The 26490-nt window shown below is 71.4% G+C and carries 26 protein-coding genes, 1 tRNA gene and 2 pseudogenes; 15 read left to right on the top strand and 14 right to left on the bottom strand.

Annotated elements, in window-relative coordinates:
- The first annotated feature begins 1 nt into the window (after position 1).
- Entirely contained in the window at positions 2 to 2047 is a 2046-nt protein-coding gene (locus tag OHA84_RS16130; RefSeq protein WP_266947778.1) for a SpoIIE family protein phosphatase, read from the top strand.
- Positions 2048 to 2117: 70 nt separating this feature from the next.
- Positions 2118 to 2285, top strand: coding sequence for a hypothetical protein (locus OHA84_RS16125; RefSeq protein WP_199826548.1), 168 nt, complete (start codon positions 2118 to 2120; stop codon positions 2283 to 2285).
- Between the two features lie 155 nt (positions 2286 to 2440).
- Here OHA84_RS16125 and OHA84_RS16120 read toward each other — a convergent pair whose 3' ends face one another.
- Positions 2441 to 2878: a DUF6299 family protein gene (locus tag OHA84_RS16120; protein ID WP_266971099.1), complete on the bottom strand. Its 438-nt coding sequence runs from the start codon at positions 2876 to 2878 to the stop codon at positions 2441 to 2443.
- 174 nt (positions 2879 to 3052) lie between these two features.
- Here OHA84_RS16120 and OHA84_RS16115 point away from each other — a divergent pair, with 174 nt between their 5' ends.
- Complete coding sequence (locus tag OHA84_RS16115; RefSeq protein WP_053679602.1) at positions 3053 to 3664, top strand: DUF4352 domain-containing protein; 612 nt, start codon at positions 3053 to 3055, stop codon at positions 3662 to 3664.
- Positions 3665 to 3720: 56 nt separating this feature from the next.
- Complete coding sequence (locus OHA84_RS16110; RefSeq protein ID WP_053679600.1) at positions 3721 to 4215, top strand: DUF5949 family protein; 495 nt, start codon at positions 3721 to 3723, stop codon at positions 4213 to 4215.
- Positions 4216 to 4308: 93 nt separating this feature from the next.
- Here OHA84_RS16110 and OHA84_RS16105 read toward each other — a convergent pair whose 3' ends face one another.
- Complete coding sequence (locus tag OHA84_RS16105) at positions 4309 to 5562, bottom strand: cytochrome P450 (protein ID WP_053679598.1); 1254 nt, start codon at positions 5560 to 5562, stop codon at positions 4309 to 4311.
- Between the two features lie 54 nt (positions 5563 to 5616).
- Positions 5617 to 6771: a low temperature requirement protein A gene (locus OHA84_RS16100; RefSeq protein WP_078999021.1), complete on the bottom strand. Its 1155-nt coding sequence runs from the start codon at positions 6769 to 6771 to the stop codon at positions 5617 to 5619.
- A 94-nt stretch (positions 6772 to 6865) separates the two neighbouring features.
- Between OHA84_RS16100 and OHA84_RS16095 the strand changes: the two genes are divergently transcribed.
- Positions 6866 to 7132, top strand: a complete 267-nt coding sequence (locus OHA84_RS16095) for a hypothetical protein (protein ID WP_266971103.1) — start codon at positions 6866 to 6868, stop codon at positions 7130 to 7132.
- A gap of 125 nt (positions 7133 to 7257) precedes the next feature.
- On the opposite strand, the gene OHA84_RS16090 is transcribed toward OHA84_RS16095, so the two are convergent.
- The gene (locus OHA84_RS16090) at positions 7258 to 7425 is read right to left on the bottom strand and encodes a hypothetical protein (RefSeq protein WP_266947764.1); all 168 of its coding nucleotides are present in this window, start codon (positions 7423 to 7425) and stop codon (positions 7258 to 7260) included.
- 116 nt (positions 7426 to 7541) lie between these two features.
- Here OHA84_RS16090 and OHA84_RS16085 point away from each other — a divergent pair, with 116 nt between their 5' ends.
- Positions 7542 to 7778, top strand: a complete 237-nt coding sequence (locus OHA84_RS16085; RefSeq protein ID WP_053679592.1) for a hypothetical protein — start codon at positions 7542 to 7544, stop codon at positions 7776 to 7778.
- 139 nt (positions 7779 to 7917) lie between these two features.
- Here OHA84_RS16085 and OHA84_RS16080 read toward each other — a convergent pair.
- The 7 genes and pseudogenes from OHA84_RS16080 to OHA84_RS16050 all read right to left on the bottom strand — a co-directional run.
- A pseudogene (locus OHA84_RS16080) lies at positions 7918 to 8379 on the bottom strand (MscL family protein); the annotation flags it as partial.
- A 174-nt stretch (positions 8380 to 8553) separates the two neighbouring features.
- Positions 8554 to 9063: a hypothetical protein gene (locus OHA84_RS16075; protein ID WP_053679759.1), complete on the bottom strand. Its 510-nt coding sequence runs from the start codon at positions 9061 to 9063 to the stop codon at positions 8554 to 8556.
- Between the two features lie 155 nt (positions 9064 to 9218).
- A complete protein-coding gene (locus tag OHA84_RS16070) occupies positions 9219 to 9776 on the bottom strand; it encodes a carboxymuconolactone decarboxylase family protein (protein ID WP_053679588.1) in 558 nt (185 codons plus the stop codon).
- A gap of 374 nt (positions 9777 to 10150) precedes the next feature.
- Positions 10151 to 10984, bottom strand: coding sequence for an S-methyl-5'-thioadenosine phosphorylase (locus OHA84_RS16065; protein WP_053679586.1), 834 nt, complete (start codon positions 10982 to 10984; stop codon positions 10151 to 10153).
- Between the two features lie 77 nt (positions 10985 to 11061).
- A complete protein-coding gene (locus tag OHA84_RS16060) occupies positions 11062 to 11364 on the bottom strand; it encodes an FmdB family zinc ribbon protein (protein ID WP_266947752.1) in 303 nt (100 codons plus the stop codon).
- A 215-nt stretch (positions 11365 to 11579) separates the two neighbouring features.
- Positions 11580 to 12851 (bottom strand): annotated as a pseudogene (locus OHA84_RS16055) (MFS transporter); the annotation flags it as partial.
- Positions 12852 to 13291: 440 nt separating this feature from the next.
- A complete protein-coding gene (locus OHA84_RS16050; protein WP_266950619.1) occupies positions 13292 to 14794 on the bottom strand; it encodes a potassium/proton antiporter in 1503 nt (500 codons plus the stop codon).
- A gap of 241 nt (positions 14795 to 15035) precedes the next feature.
- Between OHA84_RS16050 and OHA84_RS16045 the strand changes: the two genes are divergently transcribed.
- A complete protein-coding gene (locus OHA84_RS16045; protein ID WP_266971111.1) occupies positions 15036 to 17909 on the top strand; it encodes a penicillin acylase family protein in 2874 nt (957 codons plus the stop codon).
- Positions 17910 to 17919: 10 nt separating this feature from the next.
- On the opposite strand, the gene OHA84_RS16040 is transcribed toward OHA84_RS16045, so the two are convergent.
- Positions 17920 to 18552 carry a 5-formyltetrahydrofolate cyclo-ligase gene (locus OHA84_RS16040; protein WP_053679577.1) on the bottom strand — a complete coding sequence of 211 codons (633 nt, stop codon included), beginning with the start codon at positions 18550 to 18552 and terminating at the stop codon, positions 17920 to 17922.
- A 95-nt stretch (positions 18553 to 18647) separates the two neighbouring features.
- On the opposite strand from OHA84_RS16040, the gene galU reads away from it, so the two are divergent.
- From galU to OHA84_RS16005, 7 genes are all read left to right on the top strand, one after another.
- Positions 18648 to 19550, top strand: a complete 903-nt coding sequence (gene galU / locus OHA84_RS16035) for a UTP--glucose-1-phosphate uridylyltransferase GalU (protein WP_053679757.1) — start codon at positions 18648 to 18650, stop codon at positions 19548 to 19550.
- Between the two features lie 4 nt (positions 19551 to 19554).
- Positions 19555 to 20895: a gephyrin-like molybdotransferase Glp gene (gene glp, locus OHA84_RS16030; RefSeq protein WP_053679574.1), complete on the top strand. Its 1341-nt coding sequence runs from the start codon at positions 19555 to 19557 to the stop codon at positions 20893 to 20895.
- A 73-nt stretch (positions 20896 to 20968) separates the two neighbouring features.
- Positions 20969 to 21448, top strand: coding sequence for a cyclic pyranopterin monophosphate synthase MoaC (moaC, locus tag OHA84_RS16025; RefSeq protein ID WP_053679572.1), 480 nt, complete (start codon positions 20969 to 20971; stop codon positions 21446 to 21448).
- A 50-nt stretch (positions 21449 to 21498) separates the two neighbouring features.
- On the top strand, positions 21499 to 22044 hold the full coding sequence (locus OHA84_RS16020) for a MogA/MoaB family molybdenum cofactor biosynthesis protein (protein WP_053679755.1): 546 nt from the start codon (positions 21499 to 21501) through the stop codon (positions 22042 to 22044).
- Positions 22041 to 22673 carry a GNAT family N-acetyltransferase gene (locus OHA84_RS16015; RefSeq protein WP_078999012.1) on the top strand — a complete coding sequence of 211 codons (633 nt, stop codon included), beginning with the start codon at positions 22041 to 22043 and terminating at the stop codon, positions 22671 to 22673. The genes OHA84_RS16020 and OHA84_RS16015 overlap by 4 nt, the downstream gene beginning before the upstream one ends.
- A 151-nt stretch (positions 22674 to 22824) precedes the next feature.
- Complete coding sequence (locus tag OHA84_RS16010) at positions 22825 to 23868, top strand: hypothetical protein (protein ID WP_266971115.1); 1044 nt, start codon at positions 22825 to 22827, stop codon at positions 23866 to 23868.
- A 78-nt stretch (positions 23869 to 23946) separates the two neighbouring features.
- Positions 23947 to 24020, top strand: a tRNA-Ala gene (locus tag OHA84_RS16005).
- A 401-nt stretch (positions 24021 to 24421) separates the two neighbouring features.
- On the opposite strand, the gene OHA84_RS16000 is transcribed toward OHA84_RS16005, so the two are convergent.
- Complete coding sequence (locus OHA84_RS16000; protein ID WP_053679548.1) at positions 24422 to 24916, bottom strand: GNAT family N-acetyltransferase; 495 nt, start codon at positions 24914 to 24916, stop codon at positions 24422 to 24424.
- 38 nt (positions 24917 to 24954) lie between these two features.
- On the opposite strand from OHA84_RS16000, the gene OHA84_RS15995 reads away from it, so the two are divergent.
- Complete coding sequence (locus OHA84_RS15995) at positions 24955 to 25758, top strand: exodeoxyribonuclease III (RefSeq protein WP_266947737.1); 804 nt, start codon at positions 24955 to 24957, stop codon at positions 25756 to 25758.
- Here OHA84_RS15995 and OHA84_RS15990 read toward each other — a convergent pair.
- Complete coding sequence (locus tag OHA84_RS15990) at positions 25740 to 26462, bottom strand: MerR family transcriptional regulator (protein ID WP_266947735.1); 723 nt, start codon at positions 26460 to 26462, stop codon at positions 25740 to 25742. The genes OHA84_RS15995 and OHA84_RS15990 overlap by 19 nt on opposite strands.
- Positions 26463 to 26490: the final 28 nt, after the last annotated feature.

Raw genomic sequence — 26490 nt, 5'->3', positions numbered from 1 at the left:
CATGCCCGTGACCGGAGCCGGGGAACGGCTCGCGCTGAACGGCATGGGCAGCTACGACTGGGACCTCGGCGCGGGGACCGTGTCGCTCGACGAGGCCGGCCTGGTCGTCTTCGACCTGGAGCCGGAGGAGTTCGACCACACCCCCGAGGGCCTGGGGCTGCGGATTCCGGCCGATGACACCGCGCGGCTCGCGGACACCGTGGTCGGGGTGCTGGACAGCGGTGAGGAGACGTACGGCTCCTATTTCACGGTGCGCCGGCGCGACGGCCGCGACCAGTGGACCCACATCCAGGGGAGGGTGCTGCGCGCCCCCGACGGTCGACCCCTGCGGATCGTCGGCATCGTCCGGGACGCGACGGCCGAGCTGGCCCACCTCACGGTGCTCCGGAAGCTGGAGTCGGCCCGCGCCCAGCAGGCCACCATCGTGCAGCGGACCACCGAGGCCCTGTCGCGGGCCGTGACCGTGGACGATGTGACGGCCACCCTGACGGGCACGGGAGCCTTGGAACGGCTCGGCGCGGACGGGCTCGCCCTCGGGCTCGTGGAGAACGGCGCCATCAAGATCATCGCGTTGAGCGGGGAGTCCCTGGAGATCCTCAACGAGCGCAGATTTACCCGGCTGGACGGTTCGCTGCCGCTGTCGCAGGCGGTCCTCAGCCGCAAGGCCCGGTTCGTCACCTCGCTGTCCGAGCTGGCGGCCGAGTTCCCGATGTTCACGGACTACCTGAACCGGATCCGCTACGACGCGGCCGCCTACCTGCCGCTGATCGCGCAGGCCAAGGCCATCGGCGGACTGGTCCTCTTCTACAAGCGGCTCAGCGAGTTCAGCCCCGAGGAACGCAACCTCTGCCTGGGCCTGGCCGGCATCGTGGCCCAGTCGCTCCAGCGGGCCCTGCTCTTCGACCAGGAACGGGAGTTCGCCACCGGCCTCCAGGCGTCGATGCTGCCGCGCCGGATCCCCGAGATCACCGGTGGCGAGATCGCGGTCCGCTACCACGCCGCCTGGAGCGGGCGCGAGGTCGGCGGCGACTGGTACGACGTGATCGCGCTGCCCCGCGACCGGGTCGGCATCGTCGTGGGCGACGTGCAGGGCCACGACACCCACGCCGCCGCCATCATGGGCCAACTGCGCATCGCCCTGCGCGCCTACGCGGGGGAGGGGCACCCGCCGTCCACCGTGCTGGCCCGGGCCTCCCGCTTCCTCGCCGAACTCGACACCGAACGCTTCGCGACCTGCATGTACGCGCAGGTGGACCTGGAGACCGGAGGGGTACGCGCCGTCCGCGCGGGCCACCTCGGACCGCTGATCCGCCACACGGACGGCCGAACGGGCTGGCCCAACGTGCGCGGCGGCCTGCCCCTCGGACTCGCCTCGATCTTCGAACGGGAGGAGTTCCCCGAGACCCGGCTGGACCTGGTGCCCGGCGAGACCCTCGTGCTGTGCACCGACGGGCTCGTGGAGGAACCGGGAACTGCCATCACCCAGGGCATGGAGGCACTGGCCCATGCCGTCCGCAGCGGCCCCCAGGAGGCCGGGGCGCTCGCCGACCACCTCTCCGACCGGCTCTGGGAACGCTGGGGCTCAGGCGACGACGTGGCCCTGCTGGTGCTGCGCCGGGCTCCCGACCCGGGCACGCACCGGGCACCCCGCATCCACCAGTACATCCACCAGGCCGACCCCGAGGGCCTCTCGGAGGCCCGCTACGCCCTGCGGCAGGCCCTGCGCGACTGGGGCATGGCGGAACTCGCCGACGACGTGGAGCTGGCAGCGGGCGAACTGCTGGTCAACGCCCTGCTGCACACGGACGGCGGTGCGGTGCTGACCATGGAGGTGCTGCCGGAACCGGTGCGGCGGATCCGGCTGTGGGTCAAGGACCGCTCCAGCGTGTGGCCCCGCCGGCGCACCCCGGGGGAGTCGGCCACCACGGGACGCGGGCTGCTGCTGGTGGACGCGCTGGCCACGCACTGGGGGGTGGAGTCCCGGGGCGACGGAAAGGCCGTCTGGTGCGAGTTCGACGCCGGGGGCGTGCGGCCGGGCGCGGAGTGACCGGACGATCACCCCGAGTTGTGGCCTGCCGGAGGGGGAGTGATGATGCCGCCATGAAACGGATTCTGCTGTGCGCCGCCTGAACAGGGGCGCGATGACGGGCATCCTGGCCCTGCTCCTGCTGGCGGCCGGGGTGCCGAAGGCGGTGGACTGGACGACGGGGCGTCCGCACTCGGACCCCGGGTGTCAGACGGTGGCGTTCATGTCGATGACCGGTGTCGCCCCGGAGTGCCGTTGACGCGGGGGATCCGGTCCCGGCCGGCGACCGGGCTCCGATCCCGGCTGACGACCGGGCTCCGGTCCCGGCCGGCTACGGCGAGGACCCGGCAGCGGCCGTTCACGGCGAGGATCCGGTAGCGGCGGCTACCGGACCGGTCGGCGTCGGCGCCGGGATCACCGGTGGTCGAACACCTCGATGTTCTTCTCGTCCTCGGCGAGCGTGTCGATCGAACGCGGCATCAGCCCCGAGAAGTGGACCTCCTGAAGCTGCGCCACGGCCTCGGCGCGACCGGCGTGCAGGCCCGGCGTGAAGCGCACGGAGCCGCGCGCCTCCCAGCGGTGCCGCTCACCGTCGCAGCGGGCGTCGCCGGCGGCGATGGTGAGGCGGAGACCCTCCTGAACGACGGTCGCCTTGATCTGGACCGCCCCTCTGGGTGACGAGCCCTCGCAGAGGTAGGTCCCGGAAAGGGTGACGGAGCCTTCCTCGGTGATGTGGGCGTAAGGCTGTACGGAAATCTCCTGGTTGAAAACAGTGGCGTTCGCCGGAGTGGTGAATACCGAGGCGGCGGCCAGCGCGGAGAGCGCCGCGAGAGTAATTCGGCGGCCGGACATGACCATTTTTCCTCCAGTGGGAAGCGGATGGCGGGATGCTGCCGGAAGCATTCTGCTGGCAGTTGGCGGGCAACTCGCTCCCTACGCTCGTGTCGGTGTGTGCAATTGCCCGCTCGGGCGCGTGAAACTGACCGGAATACATCCCCGCCCCGAAGATCCCCGAAGGGATCCCGCATGCGTCAGCCCGCTTCCGTCCTCGCCGCAGCCGCCCTCCTGCCCCTCCTGCTGATGGGCGCCACCGCCTGTCAGAGCGTGCCCGAAGGGGCCGCCGTGGCCCCCGCGGCGGTACCCGCCGTCCCGGTGGACGACGGGGTGCCGGGAGCCGACGGCGACCCGGCCGCACCCGGCCCGGCGGTGGTGCGGGCGACCGCGAAGGACGCCCGTGTGGGTGACTCCGTACGGGTGCCGGGCCGGCAGGTGGGGCAGCACCTCCAGGTCGTGCTCAACGCGTACGTGGACCCGGCCGTCAGCGTCGAGAAGAACTTCGCACCGACCGCCGGGAAGCGCTGGGTGGCCGCCTCCATGTCGTTCGTCAACGTGGGGGGAGCCTCGTACGGGGCTCTCGGGAGCATGTGGGCGTACGACGGCGCGGGACAGCGCCACGCGGTCGTGCCCACCGGCGAACTGACAACCGGCAAACCCCTCGTCTTCGATTCCCTGGAGGTCGGTGAGCGGGCCGAGGGATGGGTGGCGTTCGAAATCCCGGAAAGCGCGCGCGTCGTACGGCTCCAGTACCAGGACGCGAACATGCAGGCGAATTCCGGAGGGGGATTCTGGGCCGTATAGCCCGCTCGGGTGAAAGGCCGCGAGGGGGTGGCCGAGAGGCCACTAAGGTGCGGCGCATGACTTCCACCCAAGCCGAAATCGACCGGTCCCAGCTCGGCACCCTTTCCGTGCTCGCCTGGATCGGTGACCCCTCCGAGGGTCACGACATCCCGTACCTCCTCGCCTACACCCTGGGCGACGGCCCGGGCGGCAAGGAGGCCGGCGAGGCGGCCGCCCGAGGTCTCCTGGAGGAGATCGGCCTGCCGATCGGGGACGTGGTCATGGACGGGACCCTCAAGGCGGCCACCTTCCCGGTGAAGATCCTGCTCGCCGACCACCAGATCGCGCTGACCCTGCCCGGTCTCAACGCCACCTGCACCGCCCCGCCGGAGTGGGTCGCCGCCGCCCACGAGAGCGGGCAGGCCTACTTCCTGTTCGCCACCCGCGCCTGGCCCGAGGCCGTTCCCGGGCAGCCGGTCTCCGCTGAGGTGCTCCAGGCCTTCGCGGGCGACGAGGAAGTGCTGACCAGCAGTGCCCACTGCGTGCTCACGGTGCAGAGCCTGCGCGGCTGACACGGCCCCGGCGCCACCGCCCACGCTCCGGCCGCCGGGCTCCCAGCCCGCCCGGTGGCCGGTCGCGGTGGCCAATCCCGGTGGCCGGTCGCGTCACGGCTGTTCGAAGGCGAAGCGGAGCGAACGCACCCGGTTGTCGAAGTTCGAACCCGCCAGATCCGGCAGGCCCACCGCGCGCAGCCCCACAGGCCGGGTCAGCAACTCCCGGAACAGTGACCTCATCTCCACCCGGGCCAGATGCGCGCCCAGGCAGAAGTGCGGACCGCCGCCCCCGAACCCCAGGTGCGGATTGGGCGAGCGGGTGATGTCGAAGGCGTCGGGGTCGGGGAAGACCGCCTCGTCGCGGTTGGCCGAGGCGTAGTACAGCACCACCTTGTCGCCGGGCGTGAACAGGTGCCCGCCGAGGTCGTGTTCGGCCACCACCGTGCGACGGAACTGGATGATCGGCGTCGAGTGGCGGATCATCTCGTCCACCGCGCCGTCCGCGTACGCCTCGAAGTCCGACAGCAGCAGATCGCGTTGGTCCGGGAAATCGGTCAGCAGGGTCAGCCCGTGCGTGATCGCGTTCCGGGTCGTCTCCACGCCGGCCACCATCAACAGCGAGAAGAACGCACCGAGCTGCCGGGCACCCAGGGCCTGGCCGTCCACGTTCGCGCAGACCAGCGCCGAGATGAGGTCGTCGGTCGGATTCCTGCGCCGTTCCCGCCCGATGCCCGCGACCATCCGCTGCATCCGGGCCAGCGCGCGCAACCCGCGCCCCGGCATCCGCAGCCGGGCGGCGAGACCCCGCTCCACGCCGATGTGTTCGGAGGCGTGGTTGACCCGGTCCGCGATCTCGGCCCGGTAGGCCTGCGGGATGCCCATCATGTTGCAGATGACCTCCAGCGGCAGCCGGGAAGCCACCGCCGAGACGAACTCGTCGGGCCGCTCGTCCAGCACGTCGTCCACGATCCTGGCCGCCACCGCGTGGATGTCCTCCTCGGCCGCGGCCAACAGCCTCGGGGTGAAGGCCCGCTGCACGACCTTGCGCAACCGCGCGTGGTCGGGGCCGTCCAGGTTGACCATGGAGTCCCCGAACAACGCCCGTACCCAACGCGGCGGCTCCGGGGTCGTGACCCCGGGCGCGCTCGCGAACACCTTGGGCAGCCGGCTCGCCTCCTGCACGTCCGCGTGCCGCACCAGGGCCCAGTGGCCCCGATCCCGGCCCTCGGGCACGTACACCGGGGAATCGAGCGCCCGCAGCCGGGCGAAAGCCGCCAGCCGAGTCTGCGGGGGTGACTGCCAGAAGGCCGGATCGGCCAGCTCGGCCCCCGGTCGGTCTTCGTACCGCTGTGCCGGGACTGTCATGCCCGCACCTTCTTCCCATTCGTCGGCAGCACGCCGAATCGCCCCCGACCGTCTTCACGCACCAGAACGCGCCCGCTCGGCCAAGGTCACGCCCACCGCCACCGTGGCGGCCGCCACCAGTCCGATCCACAGCACCGCGTGCTCGCCGGTCCAGGAGCACGCGAGGACGGCCAGGGCCGAGATCGGGAGCACCAGCTGCTGGGCCATGCCCCGCTTGAAGTGACGGGAGTGCAGGAACCACACGAAGAGCAGGAACAGCGCGGCCGGGACGGCCACCGCGAGGTTCGCGGCCAGGTCGGAGACGTGCGCCTTGCCCACCGCCTGCTCGATCGCCACCTCGATGCCGGCGCCGATCGCCGCCGCCGACGCCAGGATCACGAAGTGCCCGTAACCCCACGGGATGGCATCGCGGTTGGTGCGCAGCCCCTCGTGCACGGGGACCGCGAAGTAGATCCACCAGGCGGCGAAGACCAGCAGCAGACCGCCCGCCGCGATCGGCAGCAACTCGCCCAGTGCCTCGTGCTCGTCGATCGCCGACTGCACGGCGACCGTGCTGGCGGCGATGGTCTCGCCGAGCACGATGATGGTGAACAGGCCGTACCGCTCCGCGATGTGGTGCGGATGCCACGGCGTCTGGTGACCGTGCTCCGCGATGACCGGCACCGCCAACTCCGCCACCACCATGACCAGGAACAGCCACTGCCGGGCGCTCTCGGGGGCCAGGAGCAGCGCCGTCCAACCCGCCTGACAGATCAGCAGTCCCACCGCGTAGGTGATCGCGCAGCGGCGGGCCGGACCGCGCTCCCCGGCGGCCGCCCGCAGCCACTGGAAGGTCAGCGCGATGCGCATCACCAGGTAGCCGATGACCGCGACGGTCCAGTCGTTGTCGTTGAAGGCGCGCGGGATTCCGGCCGAGTACACGAGCACCCCGGAGATCTGCACCAGGGTCGCGATCCGGTACGGGATGTCGTCGACGTCGTAGGCGGAGGCGAACCAGGTGAAGTTCATCCAGGCCCACCACACCCCGAAGAACACGAAGAGGTAGCCGGTGATGCCGCTGCCCACGTGCCCCTCCGCCAGGGCGTGGACGAGTTGGCGGCCCGCCTGTGCCACGCCGACCACGAAACACAGGTCGAAGAAGAGCTCCAGGGGAGTCGCGGCGCGGTGGCTCTCGTCCCGGCTCCGGGCGGTCATCGGTACGTACGTCATACGGCCCAGCACAGCAGCCGGTCGCGGGTCGGCAGGCGAGGCGCGCGGCCCGTGGCGCCCGCGTACCCCGGGCGGACTCGTCGGGGGACATCGCGTGCCGGGGTTCGACGCCCCGGGCTTCGATGGGCAGGGCCGCGTGGAGCAGGGGTTCGACGCCCCGGGCTTCGATGGGCAGGGCCGCGTGGAGCAGGGCCTCGACGACCCGGGCTTCGACGACTCCGGCTTCGACGGGATGGGCACCGACTACCCCGGCCGGTCGTTCCCGGTGGTGGAGCCCCGGTCCTTGGCGCGGTGGACGGAGCGACCAACGCACTGCGTGGGACGGGACCTGCTTCCGTCGCTCACGGTGCGTTTCCTCTGACGCGTGCCACCCCGGCGCGGTACCGCCCGGGCCGCCCCATCGCGCACTGGATGCCGCAGGCCCCGTCCCACCTTCCGGCAGATCCCGGTGATCTTCCGGGACCAGCACATGCGGGCGGCCGAGGGTCAGGGCCCGGCAGCGCGGGAGGCCGCGATACAGCAGTCCGAGATGGAGGCCGGCGCCGTCACCGGCTTCTCCTCGGCCGGCGCCGCATCCGGTTTCTTCTTCATCTCCTTCTTCATCCCCGCGATGTTCGCGGGGATGGCGGTGACCAACGCGCTGTGGTTGTTCATCGGCTTCTACGCCACCTGTCTCGCCGTGTGCCGGCGGTTCCACGCTCGTGAGGGCGCGGAAGCCCCCAGCCGAGCGGGGCCGGAGGCGGGGGTCGGGGCGGCCGTACCCTGGAGCCATGAGTACCGCCCCCGCCTCCGACCCGCAGGACGCGCACCACGCGCCCGTGTCCACGCCCGATCCCGCGGCCCCTGCGGCCAAGCCGAAGCCGAAGGCCAGGATCGACTTCGACGACCCGCTGGACCGGCAGTCCTCGGACGACACCGACCGGGGATGGGGCGAGCGACCCCCCGCCGGCGGAAGCGCGGCCGACCTGGCCCGCTTCCTCGACGAGAAGCCCCCGCACCACGTCTGAGCGGGCGGGCTCAGAGCGAGCCGTCGCGCCCCTGCCCGTACCCCGGACCCTGGCCGTAGCCGGGGTTCTGCGCGTAGCCGGGGCCCTGCGCGTAGCCCGAGCCCTGGCCGTAACCCGGAGCCTGGCCCTGGCCCTGGCCCTGGCCCTGGCCCTGGCCCTGCCCCGCTCCACGGCCGTCGACCGCACCGGAGACGGACGCCGTGCGCTGTGCCACCAGGGTGTCCCGGATCTCCTTGAGGACCACCAGCTCGGTGATCTCCATCGTCTCCTGGACGCCTTCCCTGGCCTTGCGGCGCTGCTCGACCTTGGCGAGGTACTTCGCCATCGGCAGCACCATCAGGAAGTAGACGACGGCCGCGGTGATCAGGAAGGTCAGCGTGGCGTTCAGCACGGAACCCCACATGATGTTCACGCCGGTCGGCTCGCCCTTGGCGTTGACCCCACAGGTGTCCTTCAGACACGAGGAGTAGACGTCCAGGTTCTTCGTTCCGACGGCTCCGACCAGCGGGCTGATGATCCCCTTCACGATGGAGTTCACGATGTTCGTGAACGCCGCACCGATGACCACGGCCACCGCGAGGTCGACCACGTTGCCGCGCATCAGGAAGGCCTTGAAGCCTGCCAGGACGCTCTCCTTCTTGTTCTCGCTCACCACTGAGCCTCTCTTCACATCCACAAAACACGGAGCCAACGGTTCCGAAAGCTACGGCAGTACGGGCCGGGCGTGTCCAATCGGTCCTCACCTCAAGGTGACTTGATTGGGCGCGTGTGCGATTCAGCACAGGGTCACCGCCAGGCGTGACACACTGCCCACCCCCACGAGGGCCCGCGCGGTTTCCCGGGGCACGGACAGGACCACCAACGCCCCGCCGTCCCCGACACCCTGCTCGGGCTCCGGCACTTCGGCAACTCGGGCCGCCGTCGCCACCACCCGGGGCGGTCCCGCCCGCTCCGCCGCCACCACGTCCACCCGGTCTCCGGGGCGCAGCAGCCGCACGGTCGCCGCGTCCGCGATGCGCACGGGGGCCGACACCATCCGCACCACCGCGGGCGGTGGCTTCGCCTCGGGCGGCGCACTGCCCCGGGAGGCCCGCGCCTCCGTCCCGCCCGCGGTCAGCAGGGCCGCCACGACGGCCAGGCCGGCCGCGCCGACCCGCCGCCGACGTCGCAGGGCACGCCGCAGCCGGTCCCCGCCCCGCCCCACGCGGAGCGGCGGGAAGAGGGGGACGGGACGCGCGGGGGGACACGCGGAGGAGAGGGGAAGCCGGGAAGCAGTCCTGGACATGATGAACACCGCCGAATCGCTCGTGCGCCGATGTCCGGGCCGACGCCCGGACACCCCTCACGATCCGCCGCCCCGCCCGTCTGTGCTCGGGCCTGTGGACGATCCCCAGGTTGTGGACAACCCCGCCACCCCCACGGGGGACCGGCGCGCACGCTTCAGCCCGCGTTCGGGTTCCGGCAGGCCTCCGCGAACCCCTGGCTGGTCAGCCCGAAGGCGCTGTTGACGCGCGAGCGCCAGTTCTCCAGCGCGACCATCGCGGTGAGCTCGACGAACGCGGCCTCGCCGAGACGGGCGATCAGCTCGGCGGCCAGCGCGTCCGTGACGGTCGGCTCGGTCTCGGTCATGGCCTCGGCGTACTCCATGACCAGCAGTTCCGGCTCGGTGAAGACGTCACGGGCCTCGCGCCAGCGCGGCACGTTCCGGGCCTTCTCCGGGGACAGACCCTTCTCGTGCCCCTCCCAGTAGCCGAAGTCCACGCACCACGAGCAGTTGACGCGGGCCGCCGCCGCCATCACGGCGAGATGCTTCAACTGTCCGTCGAGAGCCCCCCACTTCGCCACCTGCCGTTCGAGGCGGACGTACGCGAGGAGGACGCGGGCGTTGTGCCCGTACGCGAGGCCGGGCGCGAGCACCTTGCCGTAGGCGCGGCGCGCGTACCAGGCGCCGAGGCGGTTGAGGAGGGTGCGGGGCGGGGTGAGCGAGATGCGCGGCATGGTGGTCGCCTCCTGTGCGGGACGGCCCCGATGGCCGGTCCTCCACAGCTCTGACCGCACAGCCCCGCGGAACGTGACACCCCGCCTCCCGCGAGCCCCACCGCGCCCACCGGAACGCCCGCCCGTCGAATCCGCGCCCCACGAGGGCCGAAGGTCCGCGCCTGGCGAACCCGCGCCCCGCGAGCGCCGCCGGTCCGCGCCTGGCAAACCCCGGCACACGGACCGCCTCCGGGACCGCCGGGCCCCGACTGCCCCGACTGCGCCGGCCACGTCATCCACGTCGGCCAAGGCGGCTACGTCGGCCAAGGCGGCTGGGCCGGCCACGTCATCCACGTCGGCCAAGGCGGCCACGTCGGCCACGTCGGCCAAGGCGGCTACGGCAGTTCGATGCCCAGGTCCCAGCCGTCGTGCGCGTGCGTGCACAGGCAGGCGCGGGACTCCGTCGGGGGCAGGGCCGCCACCGCGTCGAAGAGCACCTCGCGCAGGCGCCCGACGTTCTCGCCGAACACCTTGAGGACCTCGGTGTGGGACACGCCCTCGCCGGTCTCGGCGCCCGCGTCCAGGTCGGTCACCAGCGCCATGGAGGTGTAGCAAAGCCCCAGCTCACGGGCGAGGACCGCCTCCGGGTGGCCCGTCATGCCGACCACCGACCAGCCCGCCGCGGCGTGCCAGCGCGACTCGGCGCGCGTCGAGAACCGCGGCCCCTCGATGACGACCATGGTGCCGCCGTCCACGGGCTCCCAGTCCCGGCCGCGGGCCGCGGCCAGGGCCACGTCGCGGCCGACGGGGCAGTAGGGGTCGGCGAAGGTGGTGTGCACGACGTTCGGGACGCTGCCGTCGGGCAGCGGCTCCCCGTCGAAGAAGGTCTGGGCGCGGGTCTTCGTACGGTCGACCAGCTGGTCGGGGACGAGCAGTGTGCCCGGACCGTACTCGGCCCGCAGGCCGCCCACCGCACAGGGGCCGAGCACCTGGCGGACGCCGACCGAGCGCAGGGCCCACAGGTTGGCCCGGTAGTTGATCTTGTGCGGGGGCACGGTGTGGCTGCGTCCGTGGCGCGGCAGGAAGGCCACCGACCGGCCGGCCAGCTCGCCCAGGTACAGGGAGTCGCTGGGAGGCCCGTACGGGGTCTCGACCCGCACCTCCGTGACGTCCTCCAGGAAGGAGTAGAAGCCCGAGCCGCCGATGACACCGATCTCTGCATTCGCCATGCGGTCAGCCTAACCGGGCATGCGTGAGGCCCCGCTGCCCTGAGAGGGCTGCGGGGCCTTACGGAAGACTGACGGGATCAGGCAGCCGAGGTGGAGCTGCCGCTTCCGGACGTCGAGGACGACGAGGCGGCCGGGGCGGCGGCCGTCGAGGTCGTGGACGACGTGGACGCGGGCTTCGAGGCAGGGGTGCTGCTCGACGACGCGCCGCGGCTGTCGTTCCGGTAGAAGCCGGAGCCCTTGAAGACGATGCCGACCGCGGAGAACACCTTCTTCAGGCGTCCGTCGCAGTTCGGGCACACGGTCAGTGCGTCATCGGTGAACTTCTGCACGGCCTCAAGGCCCTCACCGCACTCGGTGCACTGGTACTGGTAGGTCGGCACGAATTTCCTCCTGGCACTCTGACTCAATGAGTGCTAACGACGCTCCATGGTGACGTATTCCGGCCGATCAGTCCACCGTCCTCGGCACGCGGTGACCCAGGCCACGCTCAGACGGTGGTCAGATCACGCTGCCTGCCCCGCCGGGCGGTGGTGCCCGTGACGGTCTCCTCGTCGGTCGCGGAAGCGGTCTCGGCGTTCTCCGGGGCGTCGCCCGAGTCGGCCTCCGTGGCGCTCTCGTGGGTGGACGAGGCGTTCACGATCCGGCTCGGCGCCTGCGGCGCGAGCTTGGCCCGCAGGGCCAGCAGGGTGACCAGCGCCAGGGCGGTGGCCGCCAGCGGCACCAGGAAGCCGTACGAGGAACCGTGCGCGTCGGTCAGTCGGCCGGCGACGATCACCGCGATGGCCTGCCCGAAGGCGACCGCGCCGGTGAGCCAGGTGAAGGCCTCGGTGCGGGCGTTCGCCGGGATCAGCGACTCGACCATGGTGTAGCCGGTGATCAGGGCCGGGGCGATGCACAGTCCGACGAACAGGCCGAGCGCGGCCAGCGGGACCGTCGAGTCGGCGGTCCACAGCAGGGACGCGAAGGCGGTCAGGCCGATGTAGCCGAACAGCAGCCGGCGGCGCGGGCCGATCTTCCAGGCGATGGCGCCGCAGGCGATGCCGGCGATCATGTTGCCCGCGGCGAAGATGCCGTACAGCAGGCCGTTGGCGCCTGGGTTGCCGATCTCGTTGGAGAAGGCGGCCAGGGAGACCTGCATGCCGCCGAAGACGGCGCCGATCCCGAGGAAGGCGACGATCAGGACGCGCAGACCGGGGGAGGTCAGGGCCGAGACGCGCTTGGCCTCGCCGGTGACCTGGACGTGTGCCGGGGGCTGGGTCCGACGCTGCGCGGCGAACAGCAGTCCGCCGAGGAGGCTCAGGGTGGCCTCGGTGATCAGACCGGCGGCGGGGTGGATGCCGGTGCACAGGGCGGTCGCGAGGACCGGGCCGACGACGAAGGTGAACTCGTCGGTGACGGACTCGAACGCGGCGGCCGTCGGCAGCAGCGGGGAGCCCTCCAGCTTCGCGGCCCAGCGGGCCCGGACCATCGGGCCGACCTGCGGCACCGAGGCGCCGGCGGGGATCGCGGCGGCGGCGAGCGCCCAGACCGGCGCGCCGGCCAGGGCCAGCGCGGCCAGGCCGGTGACGGCGGCGGAGTGGATCAGTACGACCGGCAGCAGGACGGCGCTCTGGCCGTGGCGGTCGGTGAGGTTGCCCATCACGGGGGCGCACAGCGCCATGGAGATGCCGGTGACGGCGGCGACGATGCCGGCGTTGGCGTAGGAGCCGGTGGTGTGCTGGACGAGCAGCAGGATGCTGATGGTCAGCATGCCGAACGGCAGTCGGGCGGCGAAGCCCGGGAGCAGGAAGCCGAGGGCGCCGGGAGTGCGAAGGAGTTGTCCGTAGCCGGGGCGGGCGGACGTGTCGGTCGTGACCGCGGATGTCACGGCCTGGCCTTTCCGCTGCCTGGTAGAACTCCCCGACTGCGGACGATGCATCACCTTGTGAGCGATCGCACCCGTACATGTGGGAGCCCCGAGAGCTGTCCTCTTGCGCAGAACCGAGTGATACCTGGGCGCCCACTGCGGGAGGGTGCCACGGCCGCTTTGCGGTCGCGCCAGCTCTGCGTCAGGCAGAGTTGGTTCGATGTGGTGTGCCTTCATCGTACAGGGACATTCCCTATCACGCCCTGTGATTACGACGACAGGTGGTGCCTCCACCTGGGATTAACTGGAACTTCGCATTCCAGAACCCGTGAATATGGGGATTTGGCGGGGCATACTCCCCCGAAAATGGCCGAATTAGAACGTCGCTCTAACGTCGGCCTCGCGTGAAGCGTTCACTTTGGAGCCGCTCGAACGAACCCTCGCGCGCTCTCGTGTCGCCTTCACGCGTGCCCCTCACCCGTTCCGAGCCAGCCCGCGAGCTTGCCGCCCCGCGCCACCGCGCGCAGCCGCGCCTCCGCCGCGTCACGCACCGGATCCGTGGCCACGACCAGCAGCTCGTCGCCGCGCCGCAGCACGGTGGAGGGCGCCGGTACGAAGCTCTTCGCGTCCCGGACCACCAGGGTCACCGAGGCCCCCGCCGGCAGACGCAGTTCGCCGACCTCCACGCCGTGCATCCGCGAGGCGGCCGGGATGGAGAAGGACAGCAGGTGCCCGCGCAGCTTCTCCAGCGGCGCCGACTCGATGCCCAGGTCGGCGGCGCTCTCGTCGGTGTCCCCGAGCTTCAGCTTGCGCGCGAGCCAGGGCAGCGTCGGCCCCTGGACCAGCGTGTAGACGACGACGAGCACGAAGACGATGTTGAAGACCCGATCGCTGCCCTCGATCCCGGAAACCATGGGGATGGTCGCCAGGATGATGGGCACGGCGCCGCGCAGGCCCGCCCACGACATCAGGGCCTGTTCCTGCCAGGGGAGGCGGAACGGCAGGAGGGAGACGAAGACCTCCAGCGGGCGCGCGACCATCGTCAGCACCAGCCCGATGATCACCGCCGGCCAGAAGTCATGGATCAGTTCGTGCGGGGTGACCAGCAGGCCGAGCAGCACGAACATGCCGATCTGCGCGATCCAGCCGAGTCCGTCGGCGAACCCGCGGGTGGCCGGCCAGTGCGGCAGCTTCGCGTTCCCGAGCACCATGGCGGCGAGGTACACCGCGAGGAAGCCGGAGCCGTGCGCCATGGCGCCGGCCGCGTACGCGGTGATGGCGATGGCCATCACGGCGATCGGGTAGAGGCCCGAGGCGGGGAGCGCCACGTGCCGCAGTCCGTACGAGCCGAGGAAGCCGACGGCCAGGCCGATCGCGGCGCCGATCGCCAGCTCCAGTGCGATCTTCCCGATCAGCAGGTACCAGGGGTCCACGGGGCCGACGGTCGCGAAGGCGACGACCAGGATGACCACGGGGGCGTCGTTGAAGCCGGACTCCGCCTCCAGCACACCCGTGATCCGGGAGGGGAGCGGGACCTTGCGCAGTACGGAGAAGACGGCGGCGGCGTCCGTCGAGGAGACGACGGCGCCGATGAGGAGGGCCTGCCGCCATTCGAGCCCGACGAGGTAGTGCGCCCCCGCCGCGGTGACGCCGACGCTGATCGCGACGCCCACCAATGACAGTGAGATCGCGGCCGGCAAGGCCGGTTTGATCTCTTTCCACTTGGTGCCCAGACCACCCTCGGCGAGGATCACGACGAGCGCGGCATAGCCGATGACCTGGGTCAGTTCGGCGTTGTCGAAGACGACGTTGCCGATCCCGTCCTGGCCTATCGCGATGCCTATGCCGAGGTAGATGAGCAGGCTGGGGAGGCCGCTGCGTGAAGAGATGCGTACCGCCGCGACGGCGACGAGCAGCACGAGCGAGCAGACCAGCAGGAGCTCATTGAGCGTGTGGACAGTCAGCGGGCGGCCCTTTCCTCAGAGCGCCCGCGGATCGACGGATCGTTCCTCCCGGGGCGCGTCCGGCAAGTACTTCGTTACCTTACCTAATCTTTGACGATTCCTTGACGCGATAGTCACATTGTGAATCGCCGTAACGGCCCTGTCCTCAGCAGCTCGACCCCTGGCGGATCATCGGACCCGGTCCTGCGCCTATGGTTGCTCCCAGCACTCCCAGGACCACCCTGCCCCTCTAAGGACAGCGATGCCCGCCAACGAAACCGGCCCTTCCGTCAAGAAGAAGGGACGACGCGCACGTCTGATCGTGCTCGTCATGGTCCTGGCGCTCTTGGCGGGCCTCGGCTACGGGGCTTACTGGAGCGTCGACAGCGTGCGCGCCTCCTTCCCCCAGACCACCGGCTCCCTGAAGGTCCCCGGCCTGACCGGGACCGTCGACGTCAAGCGTGACGAGCACGGGATCCCGCAGCTCTACGCCGACAGCGACGAGGACCTCTTCCGCGCCCAGGGATTCGTCCACGCGCAGGACCGCTTCTGGGAGATGGACGTCCGCCGTCACATGACGTCCGGGCGGCTCTCCGAGATGTTCGGCTCCGGCCAGGTCGAGACCGACGCCTTCCTGCGCACCCTCGGCTGGCGCCAGGTCGCGCAGGCCGAGTACGACACCAAGCTCTCACCGGAGACGAAGAAGTACCTCCAGGCCTACGCCGACGGTGTCAACGCGTACCTGAAGGGGAAGTCCGGCAAGAGCCTGTCCGTCGAGCACGCCGCCCTCAAGCTCAGTGACGACTACGCGCCCGAGCAGTGGACCCCGGTCGACTCGGTGGCCTGGCTCAAGGCGATGGCCTGGGACCTGCGCGGCAACATGCAGGACGAGATCGACCGCTCGCTGATGTCGGGCAAGCTCTCGCCGCAGCAGATCAACGAGCTCTACCCGGCGTACCCCTTCGACCGGAACAAGCCGATCGTCGACGGCGGCGCGGTCACGGGCGGCAAGTACGCCCCGCAGGGCCAGGCGGGCAACGGCAACGGCAGCGGTAACGGTTCCGGCAACGGCTCGGGCTCGGGCGGTGGCTCCGCCAACGGCTCCGGCAACGGCGCGGGCACCGGCTCGCAGGCCTCCCTGAACTCGGGCACCACCACCGGCCTCGCCAACGACGCCACCGCCCAGGGCGCGAGCGTCGGCCTGCGCACCGGGCTGACCTCCCTCGCCAAGACCCTCGACCAGATCCCGGCCATCCTCGGCCCCAACGGCAGCGGCATCGGATCCAACTCCTGGGTCATCGCCGGCAAGTACACGACCACCGGCAAGCCGCTGCTGGCGAACGACCCGCACCTGTCCCCGCAGCTGCCCTCGGTCTGGTACCAGATGGGCCTGCACTGCCGCGCGGCCTCGCCCCGGTGCCAGTACGACGTCGCCGGCTACACCTTCTCGGGCATGCCCGGCGTGGTCATCGGCCACAACGCCGACATCGCCTGGGGCATGACCAACCTCGGGGCCGACGTCACCGACCTCTACCTGGAGCAGGTCAAGCCCGAGGGCTACCTCTACGGCGACAAGGTCGTCCCCTTCGTCACCCGCGAGGAGACGATCAAGATCGCCGGCGGTGGCGAGAAGAAGATCACCGTCCGCACCACGAACAACGGGCCGCTGGTCTCCGACCGCAGCGACGACCTCGCCGGCGTCGGCACCCGAGCCCCGGTGGCGAGCTCCGCCCCCGACCGCGGCAACGGCTACGCCGTCGCCCTGCGCTGGACGGCGCTGGACCCGGGCAAGTCGATGGACGCGGTCTTCAAGATCAACCGGGCCAAGGACTTCAACAGCTTCCGCGCCGCGGCGCGCGACTTCGAGGTCCCCTCGCAGAACCTGATCTACGCCGACAACAAGGGCCCCAACGGCAACATCGGCTACCAGGCACCCGGCCGCGTCCCGATCCGCACCACGGGCGACGGCCGCATGCCGGCTCCCGGCTGGGACCCGAAGTACGCCTGGAAGGGCGGCAAGGACGGCAACGCGGGCTACATCCCGCAGGACGAGATGCCGTGGGACCTGAACCCGGCCCGCGGCTACATCGTCACCGCCAACCAGGCGGTCGTCGAGAGCGGCACCGGCGCGGGGAAGTACCCGCACCTGCTCACCACCGACTGGGGATACGGCGCCCGCAGCCAGCGGATCAACGACCTCATCGAGGCGAAGACCAAGGACAACGGCAAGATCTCCACCGATGACATGCGGACCATGCAGATGGACAACAGCAGCGAGATCGCCGCGCTGCTGACCCCGATGCTGGCCAAGATCCAGATCTCCGACCCGGACGTGCGCTCCGCGCAGAAGCTGCTGGACGGCTGGAACTACACCCAGGAGCCCGACTCGGCGGCGGCCGCGTACTTCAACGCGGTCTGGCGCAACATCCTCAAGCTGTCCTTCGGCGACAAGATGCCGAAGGAGCTGCGGGTCGAGGGCAGCTGCATGAACGTCCGCGCGGAGAGCACGGGCCCGGTCGACGACCTCGCCGAGACGGTCCGCGAGTGCGGTACGCGCGGCCCCGACTCGGCGCAGCCCGACGGCGGCGACCGCTGGTTCGAGGTGGTCCGGCGCCTGGTCAAGGACGAGAAGTCGGCCTGGTGGCAGGCGCCCGCCGCGCGCAACAAGCCGGCCACCAAGACCCGCGACGAGCTGTTCGCGCGCGCCATGAAGGACGCCCGCTGGGAGCTGACCGCCAAGCTCGGCAAGGACCAGTCCACCTGGAGCTGGGGCCGCATGCACCAGCTGACGCTGAAGAACCAGACCATCGGCACCGAGGGCCCGGGCTACCTGCAGTGGCTGCTGAACCGGGGCCCCTGGAACCTGGGCGGCGGCGAGGCCACCGTCAACGCCACCGGCTGGAACGCCTCCAGCGGCTACGGGGTGACCTGGGTGCCGTCGATGCGGATGGTCGTGAACCTCAACGACCTGGACAAGTCCCGCTGGATCAACCTGACCGGCGCCTCGGGGCACGCGTACCACTCCCACTACACCGACCAGACGACGCTGTGGGCCAAGGGCGAACTGCTGGACTGGCCCTTCGGCAAGGCGGCCGTCGACAAGGCCACGGTCGACACGCTCACGCTGAAGCCGTAAGCGACACGGCTCAGAAACGGATCACCCCCGACGGGGTGGCCACCGCCTGAACGGGGTGGTCGTGCGGTTCCTCCGGGACCCGCGCGACCACCTCTTCGTCGTGGAGGAGCACGACGAGCGCGGGACGCGCCCCGGCCCGCTCCAGCCGTTCCAGCACCCGGTCGTACGAGCCTCCTCCGCGCCCGAGCCGCATGCCGCGCCGGTCCACGGCCAGCCCCGGCAGCAGGACGGCATCGGCCCCGGTGACCGCGTCCGGGCCGAGGGGCGGCCCGGCCGGTTCCAGCAGTCGGATCTTCCCCGGGTGCGCGGCCTCGGCGAGGCTGTCGGGGCCCTCGTACACGGCCCAGTCGAGGTCGTTGTCGGGGAGCAGCAGGGGCAGCAGGACCCGCTTGCCGGCGGCCCGGAGCGCGTCGAGCAGTTCCCTCGTGCCGGGCTCGCCGCCGACGGAGACGTACGCGGCGACCGTGCGGGCGTCGGCGAGTTCGGGCAGTTCCAGGGCGGTGCGGGAGAGCGCGAGGGCCGCCGCGCGACGGGCCTCGGGGGACAGGGAGCGGCGGGCGGCGAGGAGTTCACGACGCAGAGTGGCCTTCTCGGCCACCGGGGCCGCCGGGTTTCGGGAGGGCTGTGACTGCTTCTCTACCACGGCTGACTCAACTATCCTTTCAAACCATCCGATAAGCGGTCTTATTTGTCGGAATCTGTCCTGGTGGTTCTGTAGGACCCACTATCGTGCTGCCCATGACTCAGTCGCACCCCGTGATCAAGAAGGCCGTCATCCCGGCCGCGGGCCTCGGCACTCGGTTCCTTCCGGCAACCAAGGCGACCCCCAAGGAAATGCTTCCGGTCGTCGACAAGCCGGCGATCCAGTACGTCGTCGAGGAGGCCGTCTCCGCCGGCCTGGACGACGTACTCATGATCACAGGACGCAACAAGCGCGCCCTCGAAGACCATTTCGACCGGAACTACGAGCTGGAATCGGCCCTCATCGCCAAGGGTGACGACGACCGTCTCAAGAAGGTCCAGGAGTCCAGCGACCTCGCGACCATGCACTACGTGCGCCAGGGCGACCCGCGCGGACTCGGGCACGCCGTGCTCTGCGCCGAGCCGCACGTGGGCCGCGAGCCCTTCGCCGTCCTGCTCGGCGACGACCTCATCGACCCCCGCGACCCGCTGCTGCGCCGCATGGTCGACATCCACGCCGAGACCGGCGGCACCGTCGTCGCCCTCATGGAGGTCGACCCCGCCAGCGTCCACCTCTACGGCTGCGCCGCCGTCGCGCCGACCGACGATCCCGACGTCGTACGGGTGACCGGACTCGTGGAGAAGCCGGACGCGGCGGACGCACCCAGCAATTACGCGGTCATCGGACGCTATGTCCTCAACCCGGCGATCTTCGGCATACTGCGGGAGACCGAGCCGGGCCGCGGCGGGGAGATCCAGCTCACCGACGCCCTGCAGAAGCTGGCCGCCGACGAGAGCGTGGGCGGCCCGGTGCACGGCGTGGTCTTCCGCGGCCGCCGCTACGACACCGGGGACCGCGGGGACTACCTGCGGGCCATCGTCCGTCTCGCGTGCGAGCGTGAGGACCTGGGCCCGGAGTTCCGCACCTGGCTTCACCGTTACGTCACGGAGGAGATGTAGCACCTTGACCAGTTCCGCACCGCAGGGCACCGATCACGACCGTCTGTGGTCGGTGGACGAGCACCTCGCGGACATCCTCGCCGCCGTCCGGCCGCTGGAGCCCATCGAACTCCAACTGCTCGACGCCCAGGGCTGTGTCCTGGTCGAGGACGTCACCGTGCCCGTCGCCCTCCCGCCCTTCGACAACAGCTCGATGGACGGGTACGCCGTCCGCACGGCCGACGTCCAGGGCGCGAGCGAGGAGTTCCCCGCGGTGCTGACGGTCATCGGGGACGTCGCCGCCGGCAGCGGTGAGCTGCCCACGGTCGGCCCCGGACAGGCCGCCCGCATCATGACCGGCGCCCCGCTGCCGCCCGGCGCGGAAGCCGTCGTACCGGTCGAGTGGACCGACGGCGGGACCGGTGGCGGTGCCGCGGTCGGCATGACCCCGGCCAGCTCCGCGCCCGAGGGCGCGGGCGGCGAGGTACGGGTCCACCGCGCCGCCGAGGCCCGGGCGCACGTCCGCTCGCGCGGCAGCGACGTACAGGCCGGGGACCTCGCCCTGGCCGCCGGCACGGTGCTCGGCCCGCCGCAGATCGCCCTGCTCGCCGCCATCGGACGGGGCACGGTGCGGGTGCGGCCGCGGCCCCGCGTGGTCGTCCTGTCCACCGGCAGCGAGCTGGTCCAGCCGGGCGAACCGCTGACCGCGGGCACCATCTACGACTCCAACAGCTTCGCGCTGGCCGCCGCCGCGCGCGACGCCGGGGCCATCGCCTACCGGGTCGGCGCGGTCGCCGACGACGCGGACACCCTGCGCTCCACCATCGAGGACCAGCTGGTCCGGGCCGACCTGCTGGTCACCACCGGCGGCGTCAGCGTCGGCGCGTACGACGTGGTCAAGGAGGCCCTGACCGCCGTGGCCGCCGGCGAGGACGACGTGGACGGCGGCGGCATCGACTTCCGCAGGCTGGCCATGCAGCCCGGCAAGCCCCAGGGCTTCGGCACCGTCGGCCCCGACCACACCCCGCTGCTGGCGCTGCCCGGCAACCCGGTCTCCTCTTACGTCTCCTTCGAGCTGTTCGTGCGCCCCGCCATCCGCACCCTGATGGGCCTGCCGGAGTCCGCCGTCAGCCGTCCGGTGGTACGGGCCGAACTCAAGGCCGACAAGGCCATCGGCTCCCCGGCCGGCCGCCGGCAGTTCCTGCGCGGCGCGTACGACCCGCGGAGCGCGACGGTCAGCCCGGTCGGCGGATCCGGGTCGCACCTGATCGCCGCGCTGGCGCACGCCGACTCCCTGATCGTCGTACCGGAGGACGTCACCTCGGTGGAGCCGGGGGCCGAGCTGGAAGTGGTCCTGCTCGGCTGAGGTGCCGCGGGTGCGGGTAGCGTGTTGCACCACACAGGCCCTTGCGGGGCCCGGAGCGGGAGCGGCACCAGATATGAGCACGCAGAGCAGGCTGACGCACATCGACGAGGCCGGCGCGGCCCGGATGGTGGACGTGTCGGCGAAGGACGTCACCACCCGGACGGCGCGAGCCAGCGGACGGGTCCTCGTCTCCCCCCGGGTCGTCGAACTGCTGCGGGGCGAGGGCGTACCGAAGGGCGACGCCCTCGCCACCGCGCGGATCGCCGGGATCATGGGCGCGAAGAAGACCCCCGACCTGATCCCGCTCTGCCACCCGCTGGCCGTCTCGGGCGTGAAGGTGGACCTGAGGGTCGCCGACGACGCCGTCGAGATCCTCGCCACCGTGAAGACCACGGACCGCACGGGCGTCGAGATGGAAGCGCTCACCGCGGTCGCGGTCGCCGGACTCACCGTGATCGACATGATCAAGGCCGTCGACAAGGGCGCCGTCATCACGGACGTCCGGGTGGAGGAGAAGACCGGCGGCAAGTCGGGCGACTGGACCCGCGCGTGAACGCCCCGCGCGGCGGCGAGGTCCACAGCCACCTGAGCCACGTACCACCGGTGGCGGGCGAGGCCTGGGCGGCACGGCCCGACGCCCCCGAGGCACCGCCCGTGACGCGCGCGCTGGTGGTCACCGCCTCCAACCGCGCCTCGCAGGGCGTGTACGCCGACAAGGGCGGCCCGCTGCTGGCCGAGGCACTGGGCGCGCTCGGCTTCGCCGTGGACGGCCCGCGCATCGTCCCGGACGGGGACCCCGTCGAGCAGGCGCTGCGCGAGGGCGTGGCCGCCGGATACGACGTCATCCTGACCACCGGCGGCACCGGCATCTCGCCGACCGACCGGACCCCCGACGCCACCGCGAAGGTCCTCGACTACGAGATCCCCGGGATTCCGCAGGCCATCCGCGCGGAGGGCCTGGCGAAGGTGCCGACCGCGGCGCTGTCCCGGGGGCTGGCGGGGGTCGCGGGCCACACGCTGATCGTGAACCTGCCCGGCTCCACCGGCGGGGTCCGCGACGGCCTCGCGGTGCTGTCCCGGATCCTGCCGCACGCCGTGGACCAGATCCGGGGTGGCGACCACCCGAGACCGTCGGGGAGCGCGAGCTGAACGGCCCGTCCTGGCCCGTGGTGCTGACGGACGGCGACGTCACGCTGCGGCCGATAAAGCTGCGGGACCAGCGCGCCTGGCGCGAGGTCAACCGCCGCAACCGCGAGTGGTTGCGGCCGTGGGAGGCCACGATCCCGCCGCCCGCGCCGTGGGGGCCGGTGATCCACCGGCCGACGTACCGTCAAATGGTGCGCCACCTGCGGGCGGAGGCGAACGCGGGGCGGATGCTGCCGTTCGTCATCGAGTACCAGGGGCGGCTCGTCGGCCAGTTGACGGTCGCCGGGATCACCTGGGGCTCGATGTGCGCGGGCCACGTCGGCTATTGGGTGGACCGCGACGTGGCGGGGCGCGGGGTGATGCCGACGGCCGTCGCGCTCGCCGTGGACCACTGCTTCGCGAAGGTCGGGCTGCACCGCATCGAGGTGTGCATCAGGCCGGAGAACGGGCCCAGTCGACGGGTCGTCGAGAAGCTCGGATTCCGCGAGGAGGGCGTGCGACCGCGCTACCTCCACATCGACGGGGCGTGGCGGGACCACCTGGTCTTCGCGCTCACGGTGGAGGAGCTCCCCGAGGGGCTGCTGAGCCGTTGGCACCGGACGGCCGGGCACCGCGGAGCCCCGCCGAAATAGTCGAATCGCAAACGCGTTCGAATTCCGCGCGGGATTCGCCCATAACCTGATCCGAAGAATCACAAAAAAAGTCCGTGATATCAGCGAGATCGTGCGACACACCGGCTCAATTGGCTGATCCGCCGGCCCGCGCCCCTCTACGGTGTGTGGTGTGAGCAGCAGCGGCCTCATCTACGCAGTCATTGTGGGGGCCTGGGCCGCCTACTTGGTGCCCATGTGGCTCCGGAGGCAGGACGAGCTGAACGAAGCCCGTCCGACGGAACGCTTCTCCACTGCCATCCGGCTGCTTTCCGGCCGGGCGGGAATGGAGCGCCGTTACGCCAAGGGGCTGCGCGAGCGCGGTGCCGAAGAGGTGGATCCCCAACCCCACGCGGACCCGGACGCGGCGACGGAGACGGTGAATTCCGTCGACGCCGACGCCCGGGTCCTCGACGTGCCTCCGACCAGGTCGGAGCCCAGATCGGCCGGCGCCGAACGGGCCGAGCGCGCCCGGCGGGAACAGCGCCTCCAGGTGCTCGCACGCCGCCGGCGCACCACCGCGCTCCTCTTCCTGATCTTCACCTTCGGGGCGGTCGTCGCCGCGGTCGGCGGACTGCGCTACCTGTGGGCGCCCGCCCTTCCGGCCCTGCTGCTGAGCACCTACATCGTGCACCTGCGGGTCCAGGAGCGGCGGCGCTACGAGTTCACGATGGACCGGCGGCGCGCCGAGGCCGCCGCCCGCCGGCTCCGCGAGAACCGCCCGCACCGCCGCGAGGCGGAGTCCGCCGCCGGCACCGAACCGGACCCCTCTCCACCGGTCTCCCCGCAGGAGGCCGGCCGGCGCGCGCTGGTCGAACAGACCGACCACGCCGAGTGGGTGGACCAGCAGCGCGAGCGCGAACGCGGCCCCGCCCGAGGTGACAGCTGGGAGCCCGTCCCCGTCCCGCTCCCGACGTACGTGACGGCCCCCGTGGCCCCGCGTGCCACCGGACCGGCCTCCCCGGACGGCTGGAGCGCCACCCGCTCCAGCACCGCCGAGCCGACGGAACCCCGACTGCGCGCCCAGCCGGCCGTCCCGGCGCCGTCCTCCGAGCCGGATCCGAAGGCGGAGCCCAAGACCCCCGTCACCCCGCGCCCGCGCGGCCGGGAGCGGGGCCGTACCCCGCTCTTCGACCAGTACGAGGGCGAGGATCGGCCGCGCGCCGCCAACGAGTGATCGGTGACCTGCGCGGACACCTCGGGGAATCGGTTTTGGAGCACCCGCGCGGGGATGCTAATGTTTCACACGTCGCAAGGGCCTGTGGCGCAGTCTGGTAGCGCACCTCGTTCGCATCGAGGGGGTCTGGGGTTCAAATCCCCACAGGTCCACAAACGACAGTTCTTGAGTAGCTCTCAGGGACGTTGACAAGATCCCGTCCGATCGCAAGATCGGGCGGGATCTCCGTCGTTTCCGGGGTCAATGCGAACCCGTTGGCCGCGCCGTTCACCCCAACGTCGCACGCCCGCCAGGCGGCTGCCGGCAGTACCGACCCGAGCACACCCGTGGCCAGACCGGCCACGGGGGCGACCATGCAGCCCCACTGCCCCCGCGTCACTTCCGGTTCCTGACCTGCGGGACGTTCTCGCCGTTGCGCTGCGCTTGCTCCATCTGGTCCATCGCGTCATTGATTCTTCGTTCGCCGCTCGAGTGCCTGGTCAGCGGCGCTCGTGAACGACCCACGGGCAAGAGATCCCGTCCGGTCGGACGACCGGGCGGGATCTTTCTTCTGTCAGGGGCGCAGCGGCTTCGTCATGCAGCGGCTGGAGTCGTGGAAGCGGTAGTGGCCGAACTTCTCCGACAGGGTGTAGCCCGACGAGCCGTAGAGGGCGATGGCCTCCGGCTGTTGGTCGCCCGTTTCGAGGACCATGCGGCTGCGACCCGCCGCCCGGGCGTCGTCCTCCAGCACGGCCAGGATGCGCCGGGCCAGACCGAGGCCGCGGGCCCCGGGGACCACGTACATCCGCTTGATCTCGGCGTCACCGTCCGAGTAGCCCTCCTCGCCGTGGTCCTGGCGGCGCCAGGCGCCGCTGGCCACCGGGCTGTCCGAGGCGTCGTAGGCGAGGAGGTAGAGGCCGTTCGGCGGGACGAACATCGCCGGGTCGAGGAAGGTGGCGTCGCCCTCCCCCTGGTAGCGCTCCTGGTATTCGATCTGTACCTGGGCGTCGAGTTTCGCCGCGTCGGGGTGGTCGTAGGCGACGGTGCGCAGGGTTATCCCATGAGACATCCGAACATCGTACGGAACGGTCCCGCTAAGGTGCTGGGATGCTCACCGTGACCTCCGTGAATGTGAATGGGATCCGGGCCGCCGCGAAGAAGGGCTTCGTGGAATGGCTGGCGGGATCCGACGCCGACGTCGTGTGCCTCCAGGAGGTGCGGGCCGAGGAAGGGCAGATTCCGGTCGAGGCCCGGGAGCCCGAGGGCTGGCACACCGCCTTCGCGCCGGCCGCGGCCAAGGGGCGGGCCGGGGTCGCGGTGTACACGCGCAGGGCGCCCGAGGCGGTGCGGGTCGGCTTCGGGAGCGACGAGTTCGACGCCGCCGGCCGCTACCTGGAGATCGACCTCCCCGGAGTGACCGTGGCGAGCCTGTACCTGCCGTCCGGCGAGGCGGGAACCGAGAAGCAGGACGAGAAGTACCGCTTCATGGCCGAGTTCCTCGATCACCTCGCCCGACTCAAGGAGCGGGCCGCCGCCGACGGGCGCGAGGTCGTCGTCTGCGGCGACTGGAACATCTGCCACCGGGAAGCCGACCTCAAGAACTGGAAGACGAACCGCAAGAACGCGGGCTTCCTGCCCGAGGAACGCGAGTGGCTCGGGAAGGTGTACGAGCAGGCCGGGTACGTGGACGTCGTGCGCGCGCTGCACCCGGACACCGAGGGTCCGTACTCGTGGTGGTCCTACCGGGGCCGGGCCTTCGACAACGACGCCGGCTGGCGGATCGACCTCCAGGTCGCCACCCCGGGACTGGCCGGCAAGGCCGTGAAGGCCTTCGTGGAGCGTGCGGAGACCCACCCCGAGCGCTGGTCCGACCACGCGCCGGTGACCGTCGTCTACGAACTCGGCGTCTGAGGGCGCTGCTCCGGCTGCTCCCGCTGCTGGTGCAGCCGGTCCATGGCCATCGTCAGCTCGGCCTCCACCACGCTCTTGGCCAGCGGGCGCAGGCGCGGGACGGCGTCGTCCGCGATGTGCGTGGATATGAGCTCGGTGAACAGGGCCGCCATGGCGTCCGCGTGCTCGCGGACCCGGCGGCCCGTCTCCAGCACCGCCGCGAGCGGGACACCCTCGCGGACCAGCGCCGAGGAGACGTCCAACAGGCGGCGACTGACGTGCACGATGGCGTCGCCGTCGATGGCGAGGTAGCCGAGGTCCAGCGAGGCCGCCAGGTTCTCCGGGGTGACCTCGCCCTCGAAGTAGTCGGCCAGGGCCTCGGGCGACATGCGCACCGGGGTCTCCTCCGACCAGCCGATGCCGAGCAGTTCCCCGAGTTGGCCGACGTCGCGCCCGTTCTCGAAGGCGGCCGTCAGCTCCGCGATGCCGCCGAGGGTGTGGCCGCGTTCCAGCAGGCCGGCGATGGTGCGCAGGCGGGCCAGGTGGTGGTCGTCATACCAGGCGATCCGGCCCTCGCGGCGCGGTGGCGGCAGCAGCTTGCGTTCGCGGTAGAAGCGCAGGGTGCGCACCGGGATGCCGGCCGCCTCGGCCAGCTCCTCCGTACGGTATTCGCGCACGGTTCTCGGCACGGTCGTCGTCCTTGCTTCCGTCTCGTTGTCGGCCACGTGCGCAGCCTAGGCGGTGTCCTGTCGA

Source organism: Streptomyces sp. NBC_00513, assembly GCF_041431415.1.
Taxonomy (GTDB): domain Bacteria; phylum Actinomycetota; class Actinomycetes; order Streptomycetales; family Streptomycetaceae; genus Streptomyces.
The sequence above is the reverse complement of the archived record's forward strand: the minus strand, read 5'-3'. Positions and strand labels throughout refer to the sequence as shown.